17 protein-coding genes and 1 riboswitch are annotated in these 22,558 nt (G+C 39.0%); of the genes, 5 read left to right on the forward strand and 12 right to left on the reverse strand.

Annotation, left to right across the window (positions count from 1 at the left end; translation table 11 throughout):
* Positions 1-126: 126 nt before the first annotated feature.
* Positions 127-1,551, reverse strand: a complete 1,425-nt coding sequence (locus PL9631_RS04360; protein WP_083617434.1) for an NADP-dependent isocitrate dehydrogenase — start codon at positions 1,549-1,551, stop codon at positions 127-129.
* A gap of 594 nt (positions 1,552-2,145) precedes the next feature.
* On the opposite strand from PL9631_RS04360, the gene pckA reads away from it, so the two are divergent.
* Together pckA and PL9631_RS04370 are read left to right on the forward strand one after the other, a co-directional pair.
* Entirely contained in the window at positions 2,146-3,873 is a 1,728-nt protein-coding gene (gene pckA / locus PL9631_RS04365) for a phosphoenolpyruvate carboxykinase (ATP) (RefSeq protein ID WP_083617436.1), read from the forward strand.
* Between the two features lie 156 nt (positions 3,874-4,029).
* Complete coding sequence (locus PL9631_RS04370; RefSeq protein WP_083617437.1) at positions 4,030-4,833, forward strand: aspartate/glutamate racemase family protein; 804 nt, start codon at positions 4,030-4,032, stop codon at positions 4,831-4,833.
* Here PL9631_RS04370 and PL9631_RS04375 read toward each other — a convergent pair.
* A complete protein-coding gene (locus PL9631_RS04375; RefSeq protein WP_083617440.1) occupies positions 4,784-6,103 on the reverse strand; it encodes a dicarboxylate/amino acid:cation symporter in 1,320 nt (439 codons plus the stop codon). The two genes, PL9631_RS04370 and PL9631_RS04375, sit on opposite strands and share 50 nt — an antisense overlap.
* Before the next feature lie 14 nt (positions 6,104-6,117).
* On the reverse strand, positions 6,118-7,341 hold the full coding sequence (locus PL9631_RS04380; protein ID WP_083617442.1) for a peptidoglycan-binding protein: 1,224 nt from the start codon (positions 7,339-7,341) through the stop codon (positions 6,118-6,120).
* 403 nt (positions 7,342-7,744) lie between these two features.
* On the opposite strand from PL9631_RS04380, the gene PL9631_RS04385 reads away from it, so the two are divergent.
* Positions 7,745-9,790 carry an adenylate/guanylate cyclase domain-containing protein gene (locus PL9631_RS04385; protein ID WP_083617444.1) on the forward strand — a complete coding sequence of 682 codons (2,046 nt, stop codon included), beginning with the start codon at positions 7,745-7,747 and terminating at the stop codon, positions 9,788-9,790.
* Here the strand turns inward: PL9631_RS04385 and PL9631_RS04390 are convergent.
* The 8 genes from PL9631_RS04390 to PL9631_RS04425 all read right to left on the reverse strand — a co-directional run bounded on the left by PL9631_RS04390 (position 9,787) and on the right by PL9631_RS04425 (position 20,007).
* Positions 9,787-11,115 carry an ArsB/NhaD family transporter gene (locus tag PL9631_RS04390; protein ID WP_231516639.1) on the reverse strand — a complete coding sequence of 443 codons (1,329 nt, stop codon included), beginning with the start codon at positions 11,113-11,115 and terminating at the stop codon, positions 9,787-9,789. The two genes, PL9631_RS04385 and PL9631_RS04390, sit on opposite strands and share 4 nt — an antisense overlap.
* A gap of 321 nt (positions 11,116-11,436) precedes the next feature.
* A riboswitch (cyclic di-AMP (ydaO/yuaA leader) is annotated at positions 11,437-11,587 on the reverse strand.
* Positions 11,588-11,726: 139 nt separating this feature from the next.
* Complete coding sequence (gene wecB, locus PL9631_RS04395) at positions 11,727-12,851, reverse strand: non-hydrolyzing UDP-N-acetylglucosamine 2-epimerase (protein WP_083617728.1); 1,125 nt, start codon at positions 12,849-12,851, stop codon at positions 11,727-11,729.
* 76 nt (positions 12,852-12,927) lie between these two features.
* On the reverse strand, positions 12,928-14,739 hold the full coding sequence (locus PL9631_RS04400; protein WP_083617447.1) for an ABC-ATPase domain-containing protein: 1,812 nt from the start codon (positions 14,737-14,739) through the stop codon (positions 12,928-12,930).
* 10 nt (positions 14,740-14,749) lie between these two features.
* Positions 14,750-15,808, reverse strand: a complete 1,059-nt coding sequence (locus PL9631_RS04405; protein WP_083617449.1) for a M20/M25/M40 family metallo-hydrolase — start codon at positions 15,806-15,808, stop codon at positions 14,750-14,752.
* Positions 15,805-16,350, reverse strand: a complete 546-nt coding sequence (locus PL9631_RS04410) for a hypothetical protein (RefSeq protein WP_083617452.1) — start codon at positions 16,348-16,350, stop codon at positions 15,805-15,807. The genes PL9631_RS04405 and PL9631_RS04410 overlap by 4 nt, the downstream gene beginning before the upstream one ends.
* A gap of 29 nt (positions 16,351-16,379) precedes the next feature.
* Positions 16,380-17,234 (reverse strand): formyltetrahydrofolate deformylase, encoded by an 855-nt coding sequence (gene purU / locus PL9631_RS04415; protein ID WP_083617454.1) that lies wholly within the window; start codon positions 17,232-17,234, stop codon positions 16,380-16,382.
* A gap of 120 nt (positions 17,235-17,354) precedes the next feature.
* On the reverse strand, positions 17,355-18,785 hold the full coding sequence (gene dacB, locus PL9631_RS04420) for a D-alanyl-D-alanine carboxypeptidase/D-alanyl-D-alanine endopeptidase (RefSeq protein WP_083617456.1): 1,431 nt from the start codon (positions 18,783-18,785) through the stop codon (positions 17,355-17,357).
* A 16-nt stretch (positions 18,786-18,801) separates the two neighbouring features.
* A complete protein-coding gene (locus PL9631_RS04425) occupies positions 18,802-20,007 on the reverse strand; it encodes a lipid-A-disaccharide synthase-related protein (RefSeq protein ID WP_083617458.1) in 1,206 nt (401 codons plus the stop codon).
* Positions 20,008-20,131: 124 nt separating this feature from the next.
* Here PL9631_RS04425 and PL9631_RS04430 point away from each other — a divergent pair, with 124 nt between their 5' ends.
* A complete protein-coding gene (locus PL9631_RS04430) occupies positions 20,132-20,878 on the forward strand; it encodes a 2-phosphosulfolactate phosphatase family protein (RefSeq protein WP_083617460.1) in 747 nt (248 codons plus the stop codon).
* 75 nt (positions 20,879-20,953) lie between these two features.
* On the forward strand, positions 20,954-22,093 hold the full coding sequence (locus PL9631_RS04435) for a RusA family crossover junction endodeoxyribonuclease (RefSeq protein WP_231516640.1): 1,140 nt from the start codon (positions 20,954-20,956) through the stop codon (positions 22,091-22,093).
* Between the two features lie 118 nt (positions 22,094-22,211).
* On the opposite strand, the gene PL9631_RS04440 is transcribed toward PL9631_RS04435, so the two are convergent.
* Entirely contained in the window at positions 22,212-22,529 is a 318-nt protein-coding gene (locus PL9631_RS04440) for a hypothetical protein (RefSeq protein WP_083617462.1), read from the reverse strand.
* Positions 22,530-22,558 lie beyond the last annotated feature (29 nt).

Below are 22,558 nucleotides of genomic sequence, written 5' to 3' on the forward strand. Positions count from 1 at the left end.
TTCACACTCGGCGGGTATGGAACCCAACTGAACAATTTAAAAACAGACAATAATCAATGTTAAAATAGGAAGATTGTGATATTTAAACCCATAAAGGTGGGCATAGCCCACCCCATAGAGAATTAATTAATCATCAAAATGCTTGATAATAGCATCGGCAAATTCTGAACACTTCAACGGTTTAACCGGGGGCTCCATTAACCGGGCTAAATCATAAGTGACTTCTTGATTTGCGATCGCACCACTTAAACCTTTTTTGATCAAATCAGCGGCTTCTTGCCAACCCATATACTCTAACATCATCACCCCCGATAAAATCAGAGAACCTGGGTTCACTCGGTCTAATCCCGCGTGTTTGGGTGCAGTGCCATGGGTGGCTTCAAAAATAGCACATTCATCGCCAATATTAGCCCCTGGCCCCATACCTAAACCCCCGACCATGGCGGCAGCAGCATCGGATAAATAATCCCCGTTTAAATTCATTGTAGCCAGGATAGAATATTCATCGGGACGGGTTTGAATCTGTTGGAAAATACTATCCGCAATCCGGTCATTGACCATAATTTTTTCTTTCCATTTCCCCTCACCGTGGGTTTCCCAAATAGCGTTGAGAACTCCTTCAACTTCTTGACAAATTTCGGCTTTTTTCTCAGGGGTTAGGGAATCATAACCCGGGTCAATCATTCTGGCATTATCTTCAATAGAAAGATCAGGATTTGTTTCCTTATTCCCTAAAATCCAAGATTCCCGTTCAGTCACACATTCGCTGCGAAATTCTGTAGTTGTCAGTTCGTAACCCCAATCACGGAAGGCACCTTCGGTATATTTCATAATATTACCCTTATGCACCAGCGTCACCATTTGTTTATTTTTAGGTAGACGCAACGCTTGAAAAATAGCCCGACGAACTAACCGTTGAGAGCCTGTTTTACTAATGGGTTTAATCCCAATTCCAGAATCAAGACGAATCTGTTTTTTACCATGTTCAGGAGTCGCTGGAATCAACTCCGTATTCAGAAAATTAATTAATTTTTCGGCGATTTCCGTTCCCTCTCGCCATTCAATTCCTAAATAAATATCTTCGGTATTTTCCCGATAGATAATCACATCTAATTTTTCAGGAGTTTTGTGGGGGGAAGGGGTTCCAGTATAATATTTACAGGGTCGCACACAGGCATACAGATCATGAATTTGCCTTAAAGCCACATTCAAAGACCGAATTCCGCCGCCGATGGGAGTGGTTAATGGCCCTTTAATCGCAATCCCATATTCCGTGATGGCGTTGGTGGTGTCTTCGGGTAAATATTGATAAGTGCCGTAGAGTTCGCAGGCTTCGTCCCCAGCGTAGACTTTGAACCAACTAATTTTACGTTGATCTCCGTAGACTTTAGCGATGGCCGCATCTAAGACTTTTTCCGTGGCTGGCCAGAGGTCAATTCCTGTCCCATCTCCCCGAATGAACGGAATAATCGGATTATTCGGGACAATGGGTTCGCCATTTTTGAAGGTAACTTTTTCGCCTGTGGTCGGTGGAGTGATTTTGTCGTACATATTCCTAAGAGGTGGAAAATAAATTTTCCCTATTTTGTCATGATTGTTTACACTGATCCCTATTATTCACTGAAAATTTTTAGTTTTTCTGTTAAAATAAGTACAAGTGTGTTGTTTTTTTAGTGTTTATATCAGGGAATTGTGACATTTTTGGCTAAGGATAAAATTTTGAGGCAAAAGCCGCACCTTAGCATCATTTCTTAAACAATTGAAAGAAAAATACAAGAATATTTTAAAAAAAGTTAATATTCAAAAATTCAAACCTGTGTATGATGATTAGTAGCGAAGGCTAATGGAAATTGATTAACTTTCGACTCAATCTGGATTAGAGACCGACAAAGGGTTAAACTAGAGATTAAATATCAAACTCGTTGTTTCTTTTCTGAATATTTATATCCCAGTTATCTGTCATGCTGTGTTGCCGGGGTTAGACTGGCAATCCCAACCCAGACATAAACGAATCAGTTGGAGAAAAGTGACTGGCTTCAAACTGAGTTTGTCACTTCAACAGGTTATTGATTTTTTACCCTTTTTTGATTAATCCTAATTTCAGAAAACTTCAGATTTAATATTTATCTACTGGAGATTGTCACCATGGAAACCACTAGCTCCATTCATCAAAACCCCTATCAAGACGTGTCTTCCCCCACATTAGTTAATAGTCGATTAGCCGATCAGCAAGGGGATTTTCCCACAAATCATACCCCGACACAATATACAGAACAACCGCTTTTATTAGAATTATCTGATTATGGTTTAGGAGAATTAGGACTGAGAAATCTGGGTCATGTTTATCGAAATTTAGCCATTCCCATTTTAGTAGAACACTCGATTGCTCGCACCGAAGGGATTTTGAGTGCTAACGGGGCACTGTGTGTGAAAACCGGAAAATATACTGGACGTTCACCCCATGATAAATATATGGTGGATGAAGCCGAAAGTCGGGAGGAAATTCACTGGAGCCAAATGAATGTTCCCATCCCAGAATTTAATTTTGATCGTCTGTGTCGTCGAGTGCGGTCTTATGTTCAGGGACGGGATTTATATATTTTTGATGGTTATGTTGGTGCTGATCCTCAATATCGATATGGAGTGCGAGTGATTACCGAAAGAGCGTCCCAAAGTTTATTTGCACAACAACTGTTTATTCGCCCCACTCCTGAACAACTTAAAACCCACCATGCCGATTTTACCGTAATTGCGGTTCCCGGGTTACACGCCGATCCCGAAGATGACGGGATTAATAGTGAGGCTTTTATTGTTCTAAATTTATCAAAAAAAATGGTGATTATTGGGGGATCTAAATACGCCGGAGAAATCAAAAAATCCGTATTTTCCCTGATGAATTACTTCATGACCAAAGCCGATGTGCTACCGATGCACTGTGCCGCTAATATGGATGCTGACGGAAACACCGCCCTATTTTTTGGTCTATCGGGAACCGGAAAAACTACCCTCTCGGCTGACCCCCACCGCTATTTAATTGGGGACGATGAACATGGGTGGTCAGATCATGGGGTGTTTAACTTTGAGGGCGGCTGTTACGCCAAAACTATTAAACTTCGTCGGGAACAGGAACCCCAAATCTGGGATGCGATTCGGTTTGGGGCGTTAATGGAAAATGTGGTTTTAGATCATGATACCCGTATTCCTGATTTTGATGATAGTAGCTTGACGGAAAATACCCGGGTTGCCTATCCCATCGAATATATCCCCAATGCGGTGATTCCGGGCGTCGGTCGCCATCCCAAAACTATTATTTTCCTGACCGCAGATGCCTTTGGTGTGTTACCTCCGATCGCCAAACTGACGGCATTACAGGCGATGTATCATTTTATGTCCGGTTATACCAGTAAGGTCGCGGGAACCGAACGGGGAATTAAAGACCCAGAAGCCACCTTTTCCGCCGGGTTTGGTAAATGTTTCCTCCCCCTAGCCGCGTCGGTGTATGCCAAATTATTGGGGAAACGTTTGGAAGAACACCCAGAAACTAAGGTCTATTTAGTTAATACCGGGTGGTCGGGCGGCCCCTATGGTGTGGGTGAACGAGTCGCCATTGCCCATACTCGCGCCATGGTATCGGCGGCGGTGAATGGAGATTTGGATTCGGTAAAATTTAATCCCCATCCGATTTTTAAAGTGTTAGTTCCCGAAACTATTCCCGGGGTTCCCGATGAAATTTTAGATCCGATCAAAACTTGGAAAGATCCCCAAGAGTATGAAAAACAGGCTAAACAATTAGCCCAGTTATTTGTGGGAAACTTCCAGAAATTTGAAGGAGTTCCTGAAAGTGTTCTGGAAGCTCAACCCAATATTAATTAAGTTCATCTGTAGTGAGGGCTTGGGCCCTCAATTCTATTAATCCCTTTGCTGTTGGAGCGAAAGGTTTTTAGGTTTTTCAGAAGTTAAAAATTTTGTGTTTTTCCGGTTTAATTATATTCAGGTTAGATTTGATCATAAAAGGTGAGTATTTAATCTATGAACCAGCTAATCAAACAACAGGCAATTCCGGGAATTATTGGTGGGTTAGGGCCTTTAGCTCATATTGAATTAGAGCGTCACTTAATTGCTTTAAATCAAGCGCGAGGAGCCCGTTGTGATCAAGAGCATCCCGTTTGGTTTTTAATTAATGCTACGGATATTCCGAATCGGACTAAAAGTATTATTGGAGAGGCGGAAAATTGCACCCCCTGGTTAGTTAAATATGGCAAAATTTTACAAACCGCCGGGGCTGATTTTTTAGTGGTTCCTTGTAATACCTCCCATGCTTTTTATGATCAAGTTCAACCTCAATTAGAGATCCCTTGGATTCATTGGATGAAGTCTACAAGCCTATTCATTCACACCCATTATCCGCAATATCAAAATATTGGGGTTTTAGCAACAACAGGAACACTCAAAACCCAACTTTATCACCACAGTCTAAGCGCATTGGGACTGAATTCGATTCAACCTCCCTTAAATTCGGAATTACAAAACCAGATTATGAATGCCATTTATCATCCGATTTGGGGAATTAAAGCCACAGGAATTCAAGTTTCTGCCCCAGCTTTAGAAATCTTAGTTAATGCGACTCATTGGTTAGCAGATCAGGGTGCAGAATTAATGATTGCTGGATGCACAGAACTTTCTGTAGGTTTTGATTATTTAACAGATCTGCCTTTGATTTGGGTTGATCCGATGAAAATTATGGCCGAAATTACTTTAGATTTAGCTTGGGATATGGTGCAACTTAGACCATTTCTCCTTGATCTATTACTGGATATTCAACTAAAATTCTAGTATCGGCAATAACCGCAGTTGATGCGATCGCAGTATGAACAATACACAAAGTTCGGAAAGGGTCAATAATCGGGTCAATGGCAATTAATAGGACTAATACTGCTTCTAAGGGTAATCCCAAGGGTTTTAGGACTAAATCTAATAGAGTTAGGGTTAAAACCCCCGTTGTCCCTGACGTTGCCATGCCCGCAAAAATCGAGGCAATAATAATAATTAAAAAACCAGATAAACCCAAGGATGTGTTATACAACTGGGCAATAAAAACCGAAGATATCGCAAAATAAGTAACGGAACCAAATCGACAAATTGTAATCGCTAAGGGAGTGACTAAATCAACCGTTTGCAGATCAAATTTTAAGATTTCAGTTAAGGAGGAAATAGAGGAGGGTAAACAGGAAAAACTACTTCGGGTTGCTAGGGCTAATATGGTGGGTTCTTTTAAAGCTATACAGACATTCTTGAAGGAAGTCTTAGCTTGTTGAGAAACCACTAAGGTACTGAGACAATAGATTAAAGCATAGGCAAGAATCACCACTCCTACAAAATCACCCATAGCCAGAACAATTCCAAACCCAGTTTTAGCAATTTGGCTGGCTAATAGACAAAATAAGCCAAAAGGTAAGAGCAGAATCAGCCAATCAATTAATTGTTTTGAACTTTTATAAATAGTATCAAGAAGCAGAAACAAGCTAGAAGATGATGATTCTTTTACCGACCCTAAAGCGATACCAAAAATAATTGAAAAAAACAAAATTTTTAGGGTATTACCCTCGCTCAAAGCCGAAAAAATATTGTCAGGAATTAAGTTGAATAAAAAAGAGATTAACATAGAAGTTTCTTCTGGTTTAGGGTTATCACTGCTAAGAGAGACTTCTAAATCTAGTTCTGATGAATTAACAATTACCCCTAAAGCTGTTAAAGTTGATTCATCTAAATTTCCCCCTGGATTAGTAACGATGGCTAGGGTCATACCAATGACGCTACAGGCTAATAGTCCCACAGAAAAAACCAGCAGAATGCGTTTGATATATTTCTCAGTGTCTTGACTACTAATTAACCGCCCAACACTCATGGTTGTCGCCGAGAATAATATCGGCAAAACACACATTTTTAATAAGGCTAAATACAAATTGCCAAAGGGCGTTAAAAAAGCGGCTATTTCTTTTTGGAATATGCCAAAATATAGCCCTAATATAATTCCTGGAACAATCGCCAAGGGATGACGCAATATTTTGAATAATTGTTCAAAATTGAAATATTTTTTCAGCATTTTCAGGAGAATATTTATTGTTGTTTTGGTTGTCCAGCTTTTCCAAATATATCGGAATATTCTTCAATCAGACTATCAACGGTATAGTTGATTTTGTTCAAGTCTAGGTAGAGATTAACAAATTGTAAAAGATGCTCACTTGACCAAGGAAGGGCAATTGCAATCGGATCGTAACTATCGGAGAGGGCAACTGTTTTAAAATTTAATGCTATATTAGGTTGATTCAGAATAATTTTTTTTACTTCCAATTCATCCCGATAGGCTGCTAAAACATCACCATTGATTGCGGCTTTAATTACATCCTCCCAAGTCGTAAATTCAACAATTTGAGCTTGGGGAAATTTCTCTTTGGTAAATCCCACATAGGATGATCCTTTAATCACCCCAATTTTGCCTTCAAAATTCTTTAAAAAATCAACCGTATCTTTCCCTTTTGACGCTTTTGCTAATTGTAAACGATTGATTAATAGACCATGCCTTAAGGTTAAATAGGGACGGGAAAAAGAAACCATTTTGGCTCTGGCCAAAGTCTGACTTAGTTTAGAAATCCCTAAATCGGCTTTTTGAGAATTGACAATATCCACGACATCATTAAATGTTTTAGCCGTCCGATCTATTTTGACAGAAACACCTAAAGCCGTGGCTAAATCTTGGGCTATTTTAATATCTAACCCGATTAAATTACCCTGTTTATTTTTGACAAAAAATGGAGGACTATCAATTCCTAAAATAGCAACAATTAGCTGATTTCGATCTACAATCGTTTGCAGGTCGGGGGACAAACCAACAGAGGAAGTGGTTAACCCGACGGTGGAAGCCACCTCAGCTTTCATGCTATCATTGGGCTGGAGGTATTGCCAAGTTTGAGGATCAACTATTCCCGTTGCCTCTAAGCCCATACTGACTTGCAAATTATAAACAGCCTCTTGTGTCCCTTCTCCATAAACTCCATCTAATGCACCAGGGTAATATCCTCGTTTTTTCAATTGAGTTTGTAAGTCGATGACTTGATTTCCCTGACTGTTAGGAGTGGGTAATGGTTGATCGAGATTAGATTGAAAAGTGACAGATATTGCCTGGGTTTCGGCAGTTTTTCCTGTTGTTTCCTTCGATAAGATATTGCTAGTTGAAATGGCAGAATCTCCCGTTGTCACCAGGATGGCTACAATGGTTGCTATACAAAAAATAATCCCGATCAATTTTATGAATGTCTGCTTCCTACTAGGGGGAATTGACATATTATTTTCCAAACTCTAAATCCTATTATACTCTGGTTGTGCTATTCTTCTAAAAATTCATAACTTCGTCCGGTAAATTCCACATCTTTATGTGGGAATTGGGCATAAATTCTGAGATTTTGCGGACTCTTATCCAAAAAATCAGATATAATAATATATGTCAGTCGATTTTGCTCAAATAGGATTAGGAAGTGAACTTGATCTAATCCAGTATTAATTGATCAAAATCATTTCAGGGTAATAGATTAATGAATTAGCTACTCTATTCTATAGAGTTATATTAAACTAAAGCATCTAATTTAAAACTTTCACACTGGAACACCTCGGCTTGATAAATTACCGGATTTCAGTCATAAAAACAGAAAAATTTATTTAATCTACTGAATTTTATCGCCAGATAACCATGAAAAAAATCACAGGACAACAGAAAACAAAAACCAGTATAAGTTTAAAAACAATGTTAACTGGTTTTATTGTTTTAACCATCAGCTTTACAACGGCAATTGTTTATTTTCCTTGGTTTTTTACCTCTAAAAAAAATATTACTAAAATTGTTGCTCAAATCAACGAAGAAATTGCCCTATCAACATTAAAAGAATTTACTGATTTATTCGAGAATGTTTACTATACCCAGGATTTTGTTAGAAATTCCATTAACCGTAATATAGTAGATATTAATAATCCTGAAGAACGCGATCGCTTTTTTTTAAGTATTCTGCAATCTAATCCCGACTTTTCCTTTGTGCAATTTGCCTATCCGAATGGGGATTATGTCGGTGCTCAACGGGTAACAAAAGCTTTTGAAAAGCAAAATACGTTTAAACTGCATTTTCGTCAATGGGATGAAGAAAGAAAATTAGCGATTAAAACAACAGATCACTATGAATTAGTAGGCCAAAAACTGCAATTAATTAAAACCACCCAAATTGAAGAACCGAATTGGTATACTCCGGGTCGTCCTTGGTATCGAGATGCACTGAAAACCCCAGGTCAAGCGGCTTGGACAGTCTATGTTTATCGCTCTACCAATACCCCTGGAATTGACTCTAATATCGCACTTTATGAAGAACAAACAAATAACATCTACTGGCGGGTCGAAAACCCATCTGTACTCTTAGGCGTGATTGGTGTAGGTTTTGAATTTAAACAAATTTCTCGACGTTTACAAGAACAACAAAAAGGGCGATCACATATTGAGGTTTTTGTGATTAATTCCCAAGGAGAAATGATTGCTTCCACCGATCCCAATGAGCATTCTCCAATTCAAATTAAAGGGCAAGATGAACCCCAGCTTCAACTTTTAAAAAATTCTAAAAATCCCTATTTTCAGATGGCTGTAAAAATATTAGAAGAACGAGCAATAGATCTAAAACTGTTTAGTAGTCCTCAACAGTGGATCTCTAAAAATCCCCAGAATGGTAAATATTATTATATCTCTCTCACTCGCGCTGTAACCCCAATGAATCAATTAGATTGGTTCATCGGAACAGTAATTCCAGAAGATCAATACATGGGAACAATCAAAAAAAATAATAAAATTTTATTGGGGTTTGTAATAATATTGATTTTAGGAACAACGGGTTTAGTAATCACCCTTAGTGATCAATTATTGGTTAAACCGATTAATCAGATTAAAGAAGTGACTCATCGCGTTGAAAATGGAGATTTAGAAGTCAAAAAACTAGAAATTGAAACCTGTCAGGAGTTAAGCATTTTAACCCATTCGATTAATAATATGATTGTGGGACTTCGAGAAAGACAGCGGGAACGGGATATTTTTGGCCGTGTGGTTTCCCCGGAAGTGCGAGAAAAATTATTACAAGGTCAATTAAAATTAGGAGGAGAACTCTGTTGGGTATCGGTTTTATTTACCGATATTCGCAATTTTTCTACCCTATCGGAACAGATGCAACCCCAAGAAGTGGTGGCATTTTTAAATGAATATCTAACCGAAATGACCGATGCAATTCGTCCTTGGGGTGGATATGTAAATAATTTTATTGGGGATGCAATTGTGGTAATTTTTGGAGCGCCTTTATCCCCAGCAGAAACAGAATGGCGTTCCGTGGCGGCGGCATTAACCATGCGTGAACGTTTAGAAGAACTAAATCAACGGCGAATTATACGCGGTGAAGTTCCGATTCAAGCGGGAATTGGTATTAGTAGCGGAGAAGTTGTTGCAGGACAAATTGGCTCCTTAGAACGGTTATTATATACGGTGATTGGGGATGCGGTAAATGTGGCGGCGCGCTTGGAAACCTTAACGAAAGAATACCCGGAATATACCATTTTAATTAATGAGTCAACAGCCGCCGCCATCGCCGATCATCATGAGATTATTCTGAAAAGTTTAGGTGAAATTAAAGTTAAAGGTCGCCAAAAATCCGTAGAAGTTTACGCGGTTTTAGATTGGAAGAAAGAAGAAATTAGGGTTGTGACCTCGGTTTAAATTAAGAAGGCAAACGTGACATATAACATCGCCACGAATATTTGCACAGCCATGACTGGAATTCCATAATGAAGAAAGGTTTTAAAGGAAATTGTCCGTCCATGTTGTTCGGAAATTCCGGCGGCGACAATATTAGAAGAAGCTCCGACTAATGTGCCATTTCCGCCCAAGGTTGCCCCAAACATCATCGCATAAAATAGCGGTAATACTTCCGGGGGAAATTGTCCGTTAAAAGCCGGGTCAAGAACTTCTGCACCGACAAATCCTACATTAACTAAATATTGTTTTAACAGAGGAACCATCGCCACCACTAAGGGAATATTAGGTACAACACTAGAAATAATCCCTACTGTTACTAACAATAAAATTGAACCCAGAGCAATATTTTTTCCTAAAATAACTGCTAGGAGTCCTGATAAACTATTAATTACCCCAGTTTTTTCTAATCCCCCAATTAAAACAAAAATTGACATGAAGAAAATCAAGGTACTCCAGTCTAAATCTCGTAAAATATTATTAACGGTATCAATGTTACTATGATGGGCTAACATCAAAGCTAAAGCGGCTCCTAATAACGCCACCGCCGCCGGAGAAATAGGAATGGGTAGGGTTTCTCCAATCACAAAAAAGATGAAGACAAACAGAATAATTAAACCCCCAATGGCGAGAATCCGGGGATGATTAATTTTAGGATGGGGTAAATCTTCTAAATGTTCAAATTTGGTATTCCAGGTTTTGCGGAATAAAATCGGTAATAAAATTACCACACTGGCGACTGCTAATACTCCCCCAATACTCAGGCGTTGTAGGTATTCAACAAAGCTAATATTAATCGCATCTCCGACAATAAATGTGGCAGGATCTCCCACTAAGGTTAATAATCCGGCACTATTAGCAATGAAAACCATTAAAATTAATAGGGGGACAAAATCAATCCCTAAATCCTGGGCAATGGGGGGAATTAAAGGCGCTAATAACATTACCGTTGTGGCGTTGGGTAACATGGCACAAATCGGAGTTGTTAATGCCACAATTCCTAATAGTAATCGTTTACCTTCTCCCTTAGCCATCAAAATCATTTTAACGGCTAAATAATCAAAGATTTTAGTCGGTTCAAAGCAACGGACTAAAACCATGACACCAAAAAACAAGGCTAAAGTCGAATAACTTTGGCTGATATAACTAACAGCTTCGGTCAAGGTCATGACATGGAAAAAAATCAGAATCAGAGCCCCTAAAAAGGCGGCAATGGTCAGATGTAACCACTCCCCCATGATCAAGATAATCACCCCAACAAAGGTTATTCCAGCAATCAAAGAGTTCATTGTTTCGATTGATAGCATCAGTTTAAAATTAGTAGACGTTTAAACAATTTGACATGGGACAGTTAATTGAAAGAACAGCCAAAATTTCTTAGGATTAGTGTTCTTTAAACCCTGTACCTTTTTAATTTTAAAATGGAGAATTAATGCTGTAATTGCTCAAAATTGGCAAACAACAAAACCTAGCCATTTCTATGACCTTTACACACTATTAAAAGCGTGTTTAACTCAAATGTTCAAAACCATCACGAATTGAACATCAATAACAGAGTCTGATTTTTTTAGAATTCCGGTGAGGGCAATGATCAAAACTTTGCCGATCAACAGTCTTCTCTCACAGCCGACGGGGTTAGCTGACGGGCTAGGACTGAGAGATGTCCTTCTCGACAATCGTAAACAATCGAAGATAAGCCCCTAAAAGTGGTTCCCCCGCTCCTCCCTGATTCAAAAAGAGTGGATTAGGCTGACTGACTCTACTTGGTAGGTTAATCTAACATACTTATTCAATTTTGTGCAACATCAGGGGCCAAAGTTGGCGAAATTTGGGATGGAGTTGCACTTACAGCAGTTTTCCACTAAATTTCGTAATTTGTAATTCGTAATTCGTAATTGGTTTAAGAGTTGACAGGCTCAAAATATTTTTTAATAATATTAATAATGCGTTCCGAAGCCTGACCATCTCCAAAGGGATTAATCGCATTTGCCATGTTTTGATAGGCGATTTTATTCGTTAATAAAATACTCGCTTCTGTAAAAATATCCTCTGCTTTTGTTCCCACTAATTTAGCGGTTCCTGCTTCCACGGCTTCGGGGCGTTCGGTGGTTGTTCTTAATACTAATACGGGTTTTCCTAAACTGGGCGCTTCCTCTTGCAATCCCCCGGAATCGGTTAATACAAAATAACAGCGATCAATTGCCGCTACTAATTCGGTATAATCTAAAGGTTCAGTTAAAAAGACCCGGGGATTATTCCCTAATCTGGCGGTTAACGGTTCCCGAACCGTTGGATTTCTATGTAAGGGTAATAATAGGGCAGTATCAGGAAATTCATTCAGAATTTTTAGGAATCCCTCTGCTATTTCCTCCAGGGGTTCTCCCCAATTTTCCCGCCGATGAACGGTTGCTAAAATTAACCGATAGGGACTATTTTGTAATTCAGGAATATTGAGTTGAGGTTGTTGTTTAGCAACGGATAATAAAGCATCAATAACTGTATTTCCCGTATGATGAATTTCTCCTAAAACCCCTGAATTTTTCAGGTTTTTAACCCCTTGATCGGTGGGGGCAAAATGGAGTTGGGTTAGCTGAGAAATTAACCGCCGATTGGCTTCTTCTGGATAGGGATTAAATAGATCATTGGTGCGTAATCCCGCTTCAACATGACCCAGGGTAATTTGTTGATAAAAAGCAGCTAAACTCGCAGCAAAAGCCGTTGTTGTATCTCCTTGAACTAATACTAAATGGGGATTTAATTGTTGAAATAGATCTTCTAATCCGCGTAAACTTCTACAAGTAATATCCGTTAAGGTTTGTTGCGCTTGCATGATGTCTAAATCGTGATCGGCGGTCAAGTTAAACAACGTCATTACCTGCGTCACCATTTCCCGATGTTGACCCGTTAAAATAACCTGAGTATCAAATCCAGAGGTTTGTTTTAACTGTTGAATGACAGGGGCTAATTTAATCGCTTCTGGACGAGTACCTAGAACAACCGTAACTCTGAGAGGAATAGGGGACATAATTATTAATAAATGAATTTGAGAATTAATTAAAGTTGGGCTATCTTCCCATTTTGCAGGGAGGAGCAATTTAAGATTATTTGACTTCTAAGGTTCTAATTCTATTAATAGCCGCGGCTAATTCAAATCGTCGGAAAATTGCTAAATCTCCCTGGGGAAAGGGGGCAATTATATCTAACCCTTTGGTGGCAATATCATTCATAATTTGATCTAAAATTTGGGGTAGGGTTTTTTCTCCATCAATATACTGTTGTTTAGCATAAACCATAGCCGCCGCGATCGCTCGTAATTGGTCTTGAGAAACCAATTGTTCCACCGCAGAAAGATCAATATCTTGGGTTCCAAATAACACTTCATCCACATCCCTAACCTTTACCCGCACATCCCAACGTCCCCGACTGGGATCTAAACTTTCGGCCAGAGGAATACGAGGACGAATTACACCAAAGTTTTCTCCGCCTTCTAAACTGCGACCCGTACTATATTGCTGGGCAATTTCTTTGGCTTTTTCCGTTAATTCTATGGCTTGAAAATTCTCCATTCCAATTACTTGATCCGCCACATCAAAATAATCTCCACTCCCTCCCATAACTAAAATCGTAGAGACAGAATGATCGGTATAAAGTTGGCGGACTTCATCAATAAAAGGAGTAATGGGTTCTTGATCTTTAGCAATTAAGGCTTGCATACGGCGATCGCGAATCATAAAATTAGTGGCGGCCGTATCTTCATCTACTAATAAGACCGCCGGAATTGAGGGAGAATTTTCGGCTAAAACTAATGCTTCTAATGCCTCCATAATATTAGCAGCTTGGGAGGTACTTCCACTGGCATTTTCTGTTGAGAATTGCGTTGTCGAACGACCTTGAGGTAATTGATTAATAAATGCAGAAATATCTACTCCCGCCACACTGCGACCATCCTCCGCCCTAATTTTTACCGCCGCCGAATTAGTAACCACAAATTCCCGACCATCCCCAGGAATATGATTATAAACCCCTAATTCAATCGCTTTTAATAAGGTCGATTTGCCATGATAACCGCCTCCGACAATTAACGTGATTCCTTGAGGAATCCCCATGCCTTTTATTAATCCTTGGTTGGGACAATTAAACTCTACTTCTAAGGATTTTGGGGATTGAAACGTAATCACATTTTCAGCTAAAGGGTGACTATCAACCCCACTTTGGCGAGGTAAAATTGAACCATTGGCGACAAAGGCAACTAAGGCTTTTTCGGTTAATTGTTCTCGTATATAATCGGCATCTTCTGCCGTTTCAACATGACGTTTAATCGCCTCTGCATCTAAATTGTCATATCTTAAAGATCGGTCTACAAGGGTGGGAATATCATCACAAATCATCATCGCGGCTTGACGACCTAAAATATTCCTTCCCCGGGCAGGAAGTCCGACAAAAAAACGCATTTCTACGCCTTTTTCTGAAGTGGAAGCGGTTGGATGGGCGCGTTGTAATACTTGATTTCCACTAATTACGGGTTTAGGAGAAGGGGCGGTTATATTAATGAATGAAGCGGCTGTCCGCTCTAATATTTCCTGACCCATTTTTGTGACTGCAATCATGCCACTTTTGCCCGTTCCCCGATGGCTACTGATCTCGATGGCATTTTGATCAAATTCACGAATTAGATAGTCTCTTAGGGCAATTTCACGGCTGCGGGTGCGATATAATTCTGGGGAAAATCCCGCAATTTTTGAGGGAATTTGAACACGGAATTTACTGGGTGCAGCAAAGGGATCGCCTTGAACGTAATCAATAATTAGGGTAAAATTGGGAAATTCATAAGTTCCTACAATATCTTTATAAGCTTTATAACCTCGATTATCCAGATCGAATAATAATTGTCGTAGATTTTCTTTTGTATTCATCGTTAAAATGTTAATTTGTTGGTTTTAACTCGATGGTTTGATAGTTCATAAGTTGATAAACAACATTATAAATGATCTCGGCTGATCCTTCAAAAAAGTTGGGATCTAAATTGGCGATCGTATCACTGGGTTGATGGTAATGGGGCGATCGCAAATTTGCCGTATCAGTAATTAAAACCGCCGGAATTTCTTGATACCAAAAGGGGGCATGGTCACTGCGTAAAACATCCGGTGTGGCTAGACCTTTTAAGGGAATGGGGAGACTAACCAGGGGCGGAAATCTAGCAGATTTTCTCAAAGATTGATCGACCAGTTGAAACACTTTTAATAGCGCTAAATTTTGGACTTCTCCCACTACGGTTAAAAATTCTCCTCGGTCGGGAAATTCTATTCCGGCGGCTTCTAAAAGGGGAGTTACAGCAATTCCTGAAGGATAGGTTTGACAACCCGCTACATGACAGGCATAACCTACCATATCTAATATAATTGCTGCTTGTAAATTGATCAAATTCTCGGGTTTTTCCGTAAAGGCAAAACTGCCTAAAAGTCCAACTTCTTCTTGATCAAAAAAGACGATTTTTAAGGTACGAGGGCTGTTTTTTTGAGCCAATAAACGAGCAATTTCTAAAATTACAGCTACCCCACTAGCATTATCATCCGCACCCGGAGAATTGGGAACTGTATCATAATGAGCCGCTAATAAAATAACTCCAGCTTGGGGATTACTCCCCGGATGTTCAGCTACAATATTAACACCCTGATCAAAAGATTGTAAACTGGGAGAAAAGTTAGATAATTCTAATTGTTTGATTAAATAATTTCGCACCCATTCTCGATCAGACTCTCGGGATCTTTCTCCAACCAACGCTTGAATATGACTCCAGAGTTGAGGGCGATCAATTGTCTTCAGTTGGGGAGAAATTAAGGCGGGAGAAGGTGTAATTTGAGGTTGAGAATGAACAGAGATTGGCTCTATTTTATCCTGGGGTAATCCCGAATAACATCCGACCATAATTCCGATCGCAATTCCTACCCACAAAAAAATAGTCAGCCCCTGTTTTAGCTTCATTCCAGATTAAAATTAATCGGTTTACTAATTAGCTTAAATTGTTTCTCCTCTGTTTTAATATAGGGAATATTCGTGACTTCTAATTCCAATAATTGAGGATGTTTAGGCATCCATTCTTCAGAAATAGGGTCAAAGTTTTGGGCAGTTTTATAGAATAAAAGAATTTCTTCTTCTAAACGATTAGATAATTGATTAATTCTGTCGTAATTTTTTTTGAGTTCAATCCAATTTTTTTGAGCTTGAAATCGATAAATTTGAGCTTGTTTAACGGCTAATTTAGCCCGAATTTGTCTTAATTTAATACGAGTGGCTTGAATTTCTTGGTCAAGTTGTTGTAAATTTAATGACCAATTCTGGGCTTCATCTTGGGCCTGTTGTTTTAAGGAAGCTAAGGATTCTGGGGAAGAATCAGAGGATAATAAAATGCTGACATGAAAGTTAGAACGTTTACTTCTTAACCCATCGTATTCAGCTTTGACCGCATCCATTTGAGCTTGAATGGCGTTCCATTCTATCTGTAAATCTTCTAAGGTTTGACTCATTTGATAATTCCTTACTTTTGACCGACAACTTAAGCAAAAACAACGGTTCGATTTCCATAGACTAACACGCGATTTTGCAAGTGTAAACGAACCGCCCTAGCTAAAACTAATCGTTCCAAATCCTTGCCTTTTCTGATTAAATCTGCTACGGTGTCCCGGTGACTGACCCGCACGACATCCTGTTCAATAATCGGCCCTTCGTCTAAATCTGCGGTCACATAATGGGCTGTGGCACCAATAATTTTAACCCCCCGTTCGTGGGCTCTTTGATAGGGATTTGCTCCGGCAAAAGCGGGCAGAAAGGAATGATGAATATTGATAATTTGGGAGAAATGATCGACAATTTGAGGGGTTAAAATCTGCATATATTTAGCGAGAACTACTAAATCAATTTGGTGTTGTTTTAAAAGTTCTAATTGTTGATTTTCTTGTTCTAATTTGTTCTCTGCTGTCATGGGTAAATGATGAAAATTAATCCCAAACTGATCGGCAAGGGGTTTGAGGTTTTCATGATTACTAATCATTAGAGGAATTTCAGCAATAATTTCTTTTGCTTGCCATCGCCAGAGTAAATCTAATAAACAATGATCCTGTTTTGTTACCCAAATTGATAACCGAGGAATGGTATCAGAAAAACGCAATTCCCAATTCGCATTTAAAGGTTTTGCGATCGCACTAAACGCCGGTGAAATCACCTCCCTCGGTAAATTAAATCCTTCTAATTGCCATTCAATACGGGTTAAAAAAATATTAGCACTAAAATCCGTATGTTGATCGGCATGAATAATATTTCCCCCATTAGAATATATAAAATTAGCAATTTTAGCCACCAAACCTTTTTGGTCGGGACAAGAAACTAATAAAGTTGCTGTGGGTGGGTTCATCCTAAACTTTTATTGATTAAATATAATCAATATTATACCAAACGTTGTTGTGCTTCAGCACATCTTGATTAAAATAGAATAATAAGATGCGCTTAAGCGCAACAACGGCGCAACAACGGTTTAAGGACAGGATTTTAATTGTGTTAATAGTAATACTATTTCATCCACCGCTTGTCTGAGTTCTTGGGTAGATAGATTAGTTTGATTAATGGTAATACTAAAGACTAATGGTTGATAATCTGGGGGAGAAATATACCCGGATAAGGAGGTAACTCCGGTCATAGTTCCGGTTTTGGCTTGTACAATTCCCGTGGCAGAATTATCTGTAAAGCGTCTTTTTAAGGTTCCACTCACTCCCCCAATAGGCAGAGAATTTTGATATAATTCTGCAATGGGAGAAGTCGCCATTATTCTCAATGTTTGTACCAAAACTAAAGGAGTAACTAAATTATTTCGGGAGAGTCCTGAACCATCAAATAGTTGATAAGCATTGGGATTAATTCCTAATTGATTTAAAATTAATTTAATTTCTTTGAGTCCTGATTCCACACTATCAACCCGGGAATTTTGTGCCCCTAATGTTCTTAATAAAGATTCGGCAAAAACATTATTACTTTCTAGGTTAGTGGTTTTAATTAATTCTGATAAAGGAGGAGATTCCACAAAGGCTAATTCTTCCTGGGGATGGGCAAAATTAGAAGCTATTGAGGTTTCTAATACTTTAATTCCAGAATTTAGTAATATTTTCTGGAATTGTTGGATAAAATTATTGGTTGGTTCGATAACAGCCGCATAAACTTGTTCTGGTTCTCCATTAACTCTTAATTGTCCTGAAATTCTAATAATCGGTTGGCTGAAATCTCGCCCAATTCTCACAAATTCCGGTTCATTTTCTTTAACGGTTTTAGTTTGATTTTCGATTGTCCATCCCGTTGATTGTTCGGGTCGTACCCAGGTGACTTTTAGCGGTTGTCCTACGGCTTGAGGAGTTAGTTTTAAGTCCAGGGAATTTTGATTTAAGATTAAACTATTAATGGGAGCTCCATAACCCGCTTGTACGTCTTCCCATTGCCAAGTCGGATGAATGGGTGAACCCGTAAAATAACCATCTACAGCGATTAATTGATTAATCTGATTAATTCCCCGTTTTTTTAACTGTTGGGCTAAATCTTTTAGCTGAGTTTCTGTTAAACTGGGGTCGCCTCTGCCGACAATATAAATATTGCCTTGAGCATCCCCATAAACCGAAGTTCTAATCTTAAAATTTGCTCCTAATTTTTGTAAGGCGGCGGCGGTTGTTAAAAGTTTAGCCGTGGAAGCGGGAATAAAATAATGTTGACTATCTCGATTATAAAGGGTTATATTTTTAGTGAGAGTTTCGATTAAAATTCCCCACCGAGACTGTTGAAATTGAGGACGATTTGCGATCGCATTAATCGCAGGTTCTAATTCCGCAGGACAAATTTTTGTAGTGGGTGAATTAGTTTGACCCCAAACGGGTTGAGATAAACTCAATAGAGAGATTAAACTACTGAAGAAGAATTTTTTCATGATCATTTACACTTTTTTATAGGTTCCCAGAAACCGGGTTTCTTGAAGAAACCCGGTTTCTAATAAACTGAGCAATTTGCAAACTTCCTCCTGGTTTTCCCATGCGCTGTTCTCCATTATTTAAACATAATTTTAAATATTCACTATTTTGTAAGGTTTGATTGACTTTTTGGGCGGCTTGGTTTAATATAGTATCATCTGCGGGTTTGGTTCCGATCAGTTGAATGGATAATCCTAATAATCTTAATTGCGCCTCGGCAAATCGATAGGTAAATGCTGGGCCATTACCCGGAATTGTAATCACAGGTTTTCCCAAACCTACAGCTTGTTCGTTGGCCGTTCCCGCCATACCAATGACTAAATTAGCCCTATTTAAAATATCGGCAAAACTATCAGAATAACAAATAACTTCTAAACCCTTTTGATCAGTTAATCTGCCGTTGTGATGTTGCCAATTTAAAGATAGTGCAATTTCATCTAATTCCGTCATTAAACTAGCCACCGCAGCTACTCTAAATTGAATTTTTCGAGAACTAATTTTATCAATCATCTCAACTAATTTTAACAGCAAGATTAAATTATTTCTAGCTTCTTGAAGGCGAGAACCAGGAAGGAGAGCAATCATTAGAGATTCCGAATCAAGGTTTAAATTAACTCCTTTTGGGGTAAGATTATCCATCATGGGAGTCCCTACGAATTGAGCTTTTTTAATCCCTTGTTTTTGTAAATCCTCTGCGGTAAACTGATCCCGGGTAAACACAGCTAAACAGCGAGGAGACTTGAGCAAAAAAGGCAAAATCAACCCTAAATTTAGTTTACCTTCATAATAACTCGAATAGGCAGATAGAAAAATAATATAAGGTTTTTTTGTAAAATAGGCGATCGCAGCTACCACAATATCTCCCGTTACCATTAAAATATCATAATCCCTAGCCCGTTGCCCGATAATTTGTAATTGTTTGCCTAATAAACCCATTAAACCCGATGCAATATCCTTGAAAAAAACCCAAGGATTCATATACAAAAATCCCCCCGATGGCATAGTTTGAGTCGGGGTCAGAATCGGCACACCTAACCCCTGATAAATATTGCCCTCTCCCACAATAGGAATAGCTGCCATTTCAACCGTTGCATCTAAGGATAATAACGCCTTAATAATCTCCCCATTACAGGTATCCTCACCATGACCATTACTTAAAAATAAAATTCGTCGATTCTTCATGAAATTATGCTATAGTTGCCTAAAAATATTAGTAATTTTAAGGCCTAATTAATCTAATGATCAATTTTTGATCAAATTGTATGTAGAATAAAAACTGATAATTTTACCTAGCATAGCCCCAACCGTGAAATTTTTTGTCTATCATACTCCTGAACTAGCCCCTGCGAATGTTCTGCCCGACTGTGCCATCGTCGTAGATGTGTTACGCGCCACCACCACCATCGCCACCGCTTTAAACGCCGGAGCCGAGGCTGTGCAGGTGTTCAGCGACATTGATTCATTGATGCAAACTAGCGATAAATGGCCCGCCGATAAACGCATCCGGGTCGGTGAGCGGGGTGGGGCCAAGGTCGAAGGGTTTGATTTAGGTAATTCTCCCCTGAGTTGTACCCCGGAATTCGTCACCGACAAACGACTGTTTATGACCACCACCAACGGAACCCGCAGTTTAGAACGGGTACAAGCCTCCCCTGTGGTTTTGACGGCCGCTTTTATTAATCGACGGGCTGTTGTAGACTATTTACTCGCCGAAAACCCGGAAACCGTTTGGGTATTGGGTTCCGGTTGGGAAGGCAGTTTTTCCCTCGAAGATACCGCCTGTGCGGGAGCAGTGGCCCAAAATTTACTCAATGAAATAGGTCATCCCATAGATGATTGTGCGGGAAATGATGAGGTTTTCGCGGCTATTGCCCTTTATTCCCAATGGCAAAACAAGCTGTTTGAACTGTTAAATCATGCCAGTCATGGTCAACGGTTATTACGTTTGGGCTGTTATGAAGACTTGCAGTATTGCGCTCAAACCGATATTTTAGATGTATTACCCATGCAGAAAGAACCAGGAGTTTTAGTTAAGTCAGACATCAAAAAATAAAACCGATAATTTTGGATAAAAGATGTTACAACTTAGCTGAATAGCCTGAATTAATCATTATCTTGATTATCCTAGTTGAATCAACCCTTTTACCCCCATTCCGACTCTGTAACTTCCCCATTTTTATCGATGGGGGAAATTTTTTATCGCAGCCCCGTTGCACTTCAAAACTTTTATTTAATGTTATCTACCTATTTACAAGTCCTGAGCGATTCTCAGCCTCCTTTACCGACTTTAGATGATTTTGCTCAACGGATTAATCAAGAACACAAACAGTGTTTAGATGCCCCACAAACCTCCTTGATTCATGCTAGGAATGCGGGAGAATGGTTACTGCACGTTCAAGGGCAATTATCCCCGGAACATTGGCAAGTTTGGTTTCAGGAACATTTTACCTTTTCCCAACAAACTGCCACGATGTATATGCAAATTGCCCGGAAAATGCCCGGGGTAAATCCAGGTATTTTTTCTTTAGCCATGGATTCCAAATCTGAACCGACAAAAACCCTAGTTATTCCAATTTTACCCTATTCTCAAGCTAAAAATTTAACGGATGAAGTTGAAAATAGTTCGGAAAAATCTCCTCAAGTTCTATCTTTAGAACCTGAATTGCCCTTATTAAATACCCAGACGCGCCGTGGCTCCTCTCTACCAGAATCGGAGATAATTTTAAGTGAATCAACCCCGACTATTCCAGAAGAATTAGAAGTATTAGAATCTCCTGTTACTCGCATTCAAATTAACCCCACGGAATCCAGTATTGATGTTGAATTTACTGCTATTAATCCTCCCGAAACTCCACCCATTGACCTGCCAAAACCTCCTAAAAAATCCGCAGAAATTATTAAATTAATGATTCCTGGGGTTGTTGTTCCGAAAGCTCGTCCTAGAGTGACTCGGAATGGAACCTATTTACCGCCCCGTTATCGCGCTTGGCGAAATCATGCAGAAGTAGAAATTTATCGGCAAATTTCAGAACAAAATATTACCCATAAATTCCCCCTACGCAAAGCAGCAATTGTAATCAAGTTATTCGGAAATCATCGCACCAATTCCGATATTGATAATTTAGCAGGTGCTTGTTTGGATGCTTTAACCTTAAATGGTGCGGGGGTGTTAATTGATGACCGTTTAAGTTGTTTACCTCAGTTAACTGTTGAATTTGATCCCGATGCTAAAAAAACTGGGGTTAGTATTGAAATAGAACCCTTATAAGCACCCAAACATAATTATTTACATATTTCTAATTCCCTGTTCCCTGTTCCCTGTTCCCTGTTCCCTAATTCTTAAATGATTAGCTGCTGTAAATCCCTATCATCCCATTGTATTAATATTACAATTTCAAATTATTTAATTCTTCCAATAAAGTATTGATAAAATCCTGAGTCTCTGTTAAATTCATTTGTCCAAAAGCTTGCCATTCTTCCGGTGTAATTTTATCATTACTTTGAATCACTTCTTGTATCCAATAGGGTAAATCCGTGGGGTTGATAATTAATTCCTGGCTTTTTTCCAAAGCATTTTGACCTAAATTTTCCCCATTATATTGAGTCACTAAGCATAATTTTAGTAACTTAGCTAAATTACTTTCAGGAGGAATTGAGAGTAAAAAAGCCATTGTTTGGGCTAGGGTATTTTTGTTAAATTCCATGAATTTTTATTCCTTTTTTTACAGGTTTA

Source organism: Planktothrix paucivesiculata PCC 9631 (assembly GCF_900009265.2).
Lineage (GTDB): Bacteria > Cyanobacteriota > Cyanobacteriia > Cyanobacteriales > Microcoleaceae > Planktothrix > Planktothrix paucivesiculata.

Excerpts from the sequence above, each read along its gene's own strand:
- PL9631_RS04360 (WP_083617434.1), bottom strand. The coding sequence starts at position 1,551 with ATGTACGACAAAATCACTCCACCGACCACAGGCGAAAAAGTTACCTTC.
- pckA (WP_083617436.1), top strand. The coding sequence starts at position 2,146 with ATGGAAACCACTAGCTCCATTCATCAAAACCCCTATCAAGACGTGTCT.
- PL9631_RS04370 (WP_083617437.1), top strand. The coding sequence starts at position 4,030 with ATGAACCAGCTAATCAAACAACAGGCAATTCCGGGAATTATTGGTGGG.
- PL9631_RS04375 (WP_083617440.1), bottom strand. The coding sequence starts at position 6,103 with ATGCTGAAAAAATATTTCAATTTTGAACAATTATTCAAAATATTGCGT.
- PL9631_RS04380 (WP_083617442.1), bottom strand. The coding sequence starts at position 7,341 with ATGTCAATTCCCCCTAGTAGGAAGCAGACATTCATAAAATTGATCGGG.
- PL9631_RS04385 (WP_083617444.1), top strand. The coding sequence starts at position 7,745 with ATGAAAAAAATCACAGGACAACAGAAAACAAAAACCAGTATAAGTTTA.
- PL9631_RS04390 (WP_231516639.1), bottom strand. The coding sequence starts at position 11,115 with ATGAACTCTTTGATTGCTGGAATAACCTTTGTTGGGGTGATTATCTTG.
- wecB (WP_083617728.1), bottom strand. The coding sequence starts at position 12,851 with ATGTCCCCTATTCCTCTCAGAGTTACGGTTGTTCTAGGTACTCGTCCA.
- PL9631_RS04400 (WP_083617447.1), bottom strand. The coding sequence starts at position 14,739 with ATGAATACAAAAGAAAATCTACGACAATTATTATTCGATCTGGATAAT.
- PL9631_RS04405 (WP_083617449.1), bottom strand. The coding sequence starts at position 15,808 with ATGAAGCTAAAACAGGGGCTGACTATTTTTTTGTGGGTAGGAATTGCG.
- PL9631_RS04410 (WP_083617452.1), bottom strand. The coding sequence starts at position 16,350 with ATGAGTCAAACCTTAGAAGATTTACAGATAGAATGGAACGCCATTCAA.
- purU (WP_083617454.1), bottom strand. The coding sequence starts at position 17,234 with ATGAACCCACCCACAGCAACTTTATTAGTTTCTTGTCCCGACCAAAAA.
- dacB (WP_083617456.1), bottom strand. The coding sequence starts at position 18,785 with ATGAAAAAATTCTTCTTCAGTAGTTTAATCTCTCTATTGAGTTTATCT.
- PL9631_RS04425 (WP_083617458.1), bottom strand. The coding sequence starts at position 20,007 with ATGAAGAATCGACGAATTTTATTTTTAAGTAATGGTCATGGTGAGGAT.
- PL9631_RS04440 (WP_083617462.1), bottom strand. The coding sequence starts at position 22,529 with ATGGAATTTAACAAAAATACCCTAGCCCAAACAATGGCTTTTTTACTC.